The following is a 6,000-nucleotide window of genomic DNA, read 5'->3' on the forward strand; positions in this document are numbered from 1 at the left end:
AAGACAAAATAAAAAAGCCCTAAAAGCATGAGGAATATCCATCAATACTTTTAAAGCTTATCCGATAAATCCAAATGGGTAATGAGGGGCTCGAACCCCCGACCCGCTGATTAAGAGTCAGCTGCTCTGCCAACTGAGCTAATTACCCGTATCACGTGCTGATCACGTAACAAATGTTATTTTACTCTCCTTTTCAATAAAATGCAATAACTTCAAGAAAAAAAGAGTCCACTTCCGGATAGTACCTCCGGAAGCGGACTCTTTTTTGTATTCATCGCTAGATTAGATGCTTGCCCAAACGTTTTCCAATACGTTCGTTTGGTTGCGGTCCGGTCCCACTGAGAAAGTGGAGATGCGGACGCCAACTGTTTCTTGAACGCGACGGACATAGTTGCGTGCATTTTCAGGAAGTTCTTCCAATGTACGGCAGCCAGTGATGTCTTCGCTCCAGCCCGGAAGCTCTTCATAGACAGGCGTGCATTGCGCCAATTCCTTCAAGCTTGCTGGGTAATGGTAAATCAATTCGCCTTCGCCATTTTTGTAGGCAGTACAGATTTTGACTGTTTCCAAACCGCTCAAAACATCGATTGAGTTCAAGCATAGGTTTGTGATCCCTGAAACGCGTTTTGAATGGCGCATAACAACTGCGTCAAACCAGCCGATACGGCGCGGTCTGCCGGTGGTTGTGCCATATTCACGGCCGACTTCACGGATTTGGCTTCCGACTTCATCAAACAATTCTGTCGGGAACGGACCATCGCCGACACGGGAAGTGTAAGCTTTGCAGACACCGACAACTTTGTCGATTTTGGTAGGACCCACACCACTACCGATGGTTACCCCACCAGCAACAGGATTGGAAGAAGTAACGAATGGATAAGTACCTTGGTCGATATCCAACATAACCCCTTGTGCGCCTTCAAAAAGAACGCGTTTGCCGGCATCCAATACATCGTTCAGGATAACGGATGTATCGCATACATATTTTTTGATTTCCTGTCCGTACTGATAGTATTCTTCAAAAATATCTTCGAATTTGATTTCAACAGAGTCGAACATTTTTGTGAATTGACGGTTCTTTTCTTCCAGGTTGATTTTCAGGCGTTCTGCAAAGATCTCTTTGTCCAACAAATCAGCTACCCGGATACCGACACGCGCTGCTTTATCCATGTATGCAGGCCCGATCCCTTTAATGGTCGTACCGATTTTGTTTTCGCCTTTTGAATCCTCCTGTAGCTGATCCAATTGAATATGATAAGGCAAAATGACGTGGGCACGGTCGGAAATACGCAGGTTATCCGTGTTGATGCCGTGATCTTTCAAATATGCCAATTCTTTGATCAATGATTTCGGGTTCACTACTACGCCGTTTCCGATCACGCTGATTTTTTCTGGATAAAAAATGCCGGATGGAATTAAGTGCAATTTGTATGTAACGCCATCAAACTGGATTGTGTGGCCAGCATTGTCCCCGCCTTGATATCTAGCGATTACTTCTGCATTCTCACTAAGGAAATCTGTAATCTTCCCTTTACCTTCGTCTCCCCATTGAGTCCCAACAACTACTACTGAAGTCATTATTTACTCCACCTCATCTTATTTATTCATAACACTATGCTAGTTTACCAATATTACCTATGTCTTTCAATAAAGAATCAAATAAAAGCGCTCATTTCTGAACAATTTGTCCAACCTCATCAGCTAATTTCCGGCATATAGCTCATCGAAGAAAATTTGTTGAATTCCTTTTTGAACAGGAGCTTTACCGTTCCCCGCGCCCCGCTCCGGTTTTTTTCGATGATAACTTCGACGACATTGTTCTCCTGCTCATCCCGTTCCGGCTCTTCGCTGCCTTCACGTTCGTAATAATCATCGCGGTACAGGAAGGCAACGATATCAGCATCCTGCTCGATCGATCCCGATTCACGGATATCGCTCAATACCGGACGTTTGTCTTGCCTTTGCTCCACACCACGGGACAATTGGGAAAGGGCGATTACCGGCACTTTCAGTTCCTTGGCCAATTTCTTCAATTGACGCGAAATATCGGAAACTTCCTGTTGGCGGCTTTCGCGGTTGTTCCCTTCGATCAGCTGCAGATAGTCGATGACGATCAGTCCCAGCTTTCCTTGCTCCTGCAGTAAACGACGGCTTTTTGCCCTGATTTCCGCAATCCGGATACCCGGCGTATCATCAATGAAGATTTTTGACTGTCCAAGTGTTCCCATCGCCATGATCAGGTTGGACCACTCGTCTTCAGAAAGTTGTCCTGTCCGCAAATGACCCGCATCGATGTTCCCTTCCGCACACAGCATCCGATTGACCAATGACTCCGCCCCCATCTCCAGACTGAAGATGGCGACTACCTGATCCGCCTTTGTCGCGACATTCTGCGCGATGTTCAGCGCGAAGGCAGTCTTCCCCACGGCCGGTCTCGCGGCCAAGATGATCAGCTCTTCTTTTTGGAGGCCAGCCGTCATTTTGTCCAAGGCGATATAGCCGGTCGGAACCCCAGTCACATCATCGCTTCGTTGCGCTAAAGATTCGATATTCTGCAGTGACGCCGATACGACATCCGATATACGGATGAAGCCAGATCGGTTCCTGCGTTCGGATACTTGAAGGATATTCTGTTCGGCGCTGTCCAGCATGACAGCCAGCTCATCATCCTCTTCATAGCCTTTACGGACGATTTCTGTAGCCGAACGGATCAGATTGCGCACAATCGATTTTTCTTCCACTATCTTGGCATAATATTCCACGTTGGCTGACGTGGGAACCGCAACCGCCAATTCGGCCAAATACTCCATGCCGCCAGCATTCTCAAGTTGATTCTTCGTATCCAACTCGTTGGCGATCGTGACGACGTCTATCGCTTCATTCCGGTTGTTCAATTGCAAGATCGCATCAAAAATAATCTGATGATTTTTTCTGTAAAAATCAGATGTTTCAAGGTATTCCAGAACATTGACAACCGTTTCAGGATCCAAAAAAATGGAGCCCAGAACGGATTGCTCGGCTTCTATACTATGAGGGGGGATACGATCTTGAAGTATTTCTTCCATTTTATATTTTCACCCTTCAGGTTTGATTCATTCAGACAAGGAAATCATTACTGGCCTCCTCATCTTTTGCTTCCTTATTGTATCCTAAATCAGTCATATTTACAATTCAGGATACCGAACTCTTGTTCTGTTTTTACAGAAAATTCAATTGGGATGGTCCCCTTACTACAGCCGTCAAATTTATTTTCTTCCATATTATATGGACTGCCCCAGTGATCCTCCTAAACAAACGAAAAGACAGAGATCAGTATCCCTGTCTTTCGTTTGTATTTTGAAAAGCATTACCCTTCCGTTACTTGCACCGTCAACATCGCTGTCACTTCCGGATGGATTTTTACGGGCATTTTTGTGAAACCTAATGCGCGGATAGGACTTTCCAATTCAATTTTTCGCTTATCCAATTTAACATTATGTTGCTTCTGCAGTGCTTCGGCAACCTGTTTCGTTGTTATGGAACCAAACAATCGACCATCTTCACCAATTTTTGCGGATAATTTGATGATTGATTCATCCTTTTCCAGAAACGCTTTTAATTCTTGGGCAGCTGCCAACTCCTCAGCTTGCTTCTTCTCTTCAGCCTTCTTTTGGCCTTTCAATGCGGAAATCGTAGCGGCATTCGCTTCTTCAGCCTTGCGGTTTTTGATCAGGAAATTAGCGTAACCATCCGCAACATCCTTGACTTCCCCTTTTTTGCCTTTGCCTTTAACGTCCTCTAAAAAAACAACTTTCATTTATTATTCCCCTTCCTTGATTTTTTCTGGATTTATGACTGCTTTCAGTCTTTCGACGACTTCATGGACTGTCGTATTCTCAAGCTGCGTAGCTGCATTGGACAAATGTCCGCCACCACCTAATTTTTCCATGATGGTCTGCACATTGTATTGTCCCAGACTTCTGGCGCTGATGCCGACTCTGCCATCCTGGCGTTTTGTGACGACAAATGAAGCATCTACCGCCTCCATAGACAACATCGTGTCGGCGGTTTGAGCAGCGACGACCGTGTCATAGATTTTATCATCTTCCCCATGGACGATCGCCAGGTTTCCGTTCACAAATTCCATAGTCTGAAGCAAATGACTGCGCAAAAGATAGGTGTCCAAGTCCTCTTTCAATGATTTTTGGATCAGAACGGTATCCGCTCCATTCGACTGCAGATAACTGGCAGCATCAAAAGTTCTGGATCCGGTTCTCAAACTGAAATTACGGGTATCAACGATAATCCCCGCCAACATAGCCGTTGCTTCTATCTTATTGATGGCATCCATCTCATTGGATTGATATTCGAACAGTTCAGCGATCAATTCAGAAGTGGATGAAGCGTAAGGTTCCATATAGACCAACACAGAATCTTTCGGAAATTCTTGTCCGCGCCTGTGATGGTCCAAGACAACTATTTTTTTGGACAGATTTAGAAGTCCGGGTGCCGGCGTCATGGATGGACGATGGACATCTACCATGACGATGAGCGTCTGCGGCGTCACCAAGGCCATCGCCTGCTCTGGCGAAATGATCCGCTTCGCGATCAAAGGATCCTTGTCTATCTCCTGCATAATCCGGTTCACATCATTGGAAAACTGTTGCGGATCCAACACGATCCAGGCTTCACGATTATTCATCTGAGAAATGCGTCGGATTCCTAGACAGGAACCGATGACGTCCATATCCGGGTAACTATGGCCCATAATGATCACTTTATCGGCATGGACAATAAGTTCTTCCAAAGCCTGGCTGATCATTCTCGCACGGATACGGGTCCGTTTTTCCATGGGATTCGTTTTTCCGCCATAAAAACGGGCATCTTCACTTTCAGCCCTCACGACAACTTGATCGCCACCTCTTGCCAAAGCTAAATCAATATTCGACTGCGCCATTTTGGCGACTTCTTTAAAATTGGTCTGCTCAAACGTTTTATCGTATGAGAAACCCATGCTCAATGTCAATGGAAAATTCTGCTTGTAGGTTCTTTCCCTTATTTGATTAATGATATCAAAATTATTTTCTTCTATTTTCTTTAATGCCCGCATATTGGTCAATGCTATAAAGCGGTCATCATCCACTCGTTTCAAGAAGACATTATTCATGTTTGCCCAATTCGTGAGTTGATTCGTCAGGTAGTTGTTCACATTCGATCGCTTGCGATCGTTCATGGATTGAACAGCCTCGTCATAATTGTCGACAATGATATTTCCAAAAACAAAGTTCTCATCTTTGTACTTTTCTTCAATTTTGGCATATTCTGTTATATCCATCAAATAAATGACGCCAATATCCTCTTGAATGATCATATCAAAATAATGATTTCCCCATTTCACACGGCGGATCTCATAATCCTGCGAGTCTTTAAAAAGCTGATATAATTCTTCGTCCACCACACTCAGCTTTCTTCCCAATGTATCTTTCTTGCCAAAATACTTTACTAAATATGGGTTCATCCATTGGATTTCTTCTTGCTTATTATATAGAAGTATACCAATAGGCATCTTAATTAAAGCCTCTTGTTCACCTTTTTTGATTCGATAAGATAAGTCAGATATGTATTGATTTGTCTCATCAATCAAATATTCAGAAGAATAACTGATGAACCCAACAATTCCAACGCATAAGAGCGTAATTCCAATTCCTATTTTCCAATCTGCAATGAACGTCAAAACAACGATCACCAGCAATAAGAACACGATAATCAGGAAAGGAACCTTAATCTTGTCAGCCTTTATGAAGTGAGGAAGATTTTTTAACTTTTCCTTTATTTTCATGATAGCTCCTTTACTGAACCTACAATTTGCACTCGTATATTTTAACATATTCAGATAATAATAGCTATAATGCCCTTTGCGTCGTATGTGTCAATCTTTTCTATGCAAAGTTCAGAAACCTTACGTGTACTGCCTATTTAGAAATGTTTTAATATTGTCCCTGCAGCTTCGGCGCGCGTCGC

The 6,000-nt window shown here is 43.8% G+C and carries 4 protein-coding genes and 1 tRNA gene; all 5 read right to left on the reverse strand.

Annotated features, from left to right (window positions below):
* Positions 1-75 precede the first annotated feature (75 nt).
* The 5 genes from ACTCCX_RS10520 to ACTCCX_RS10540 all read right to left on the reverse strand — a co-directional run bounded on the left by ACTCCX_RS10520 (position 76) and on the right by ACTCCX_RS10540 (position 5,821).
* Positions 76-148, reverse strand: a tRNA-Lys gene (locus ACTCCX_RS10520).
* Positions 149-282: 134 nt separating this feature from the next.
* Positions 283-1,578 (reverse strand): adenylosuccinate synthase, encoded by a 1,296-nt coding sequence (locus tag ACTCCX_RS10525; RefSeq protein WP_463275953.1) that lies wholly within the window; start codon positions 1,576-1,578, stop codon positions 283-285.
* Positions 1,579-1,697: 119 nt separating this feature from the next.
* Positions 1,698-3,065, reverse strand: coding sequence for a replicative DNA helicase (gene dnaB / locus ACTCCX_RS10530; protein ID WP_463275954.1), 1,368 nt, complete (start codon positions 3,063-3,065; stop codon positions 1,698-1,700).
* 281 nt (positions 3,066-3,346) lie between these two features.
* Positions 3,347-3,796, reverse strand: a complete 450-nt coding sequence (gene rplI / locus ACTCCX_RS10535) for a 50S ribosomal protein L9 (protein WP_463275955.1) — start codon at positions 3,794-3,796, stop codon at positions 3,347-3,349.
* Between the two features lie 3 nt (positions 3,797-3,799).
* A complete protein-coding gene (locus ACTCCX_RS10540) occupies positions 3,800-5,821 on the reverse strand; it encodes a DHH family phosphoesterase (RefSeq protein ID WP_463275957.1) in 2,022 nt (673 codons plus the stop codon).
* Between the last annotated feature and the right edge of the window lie 179 nt (positions 5,822-6,000).

The sequence above is a fragment of the Trichococcus sp. genome (genome assembly GCF_055118575.1).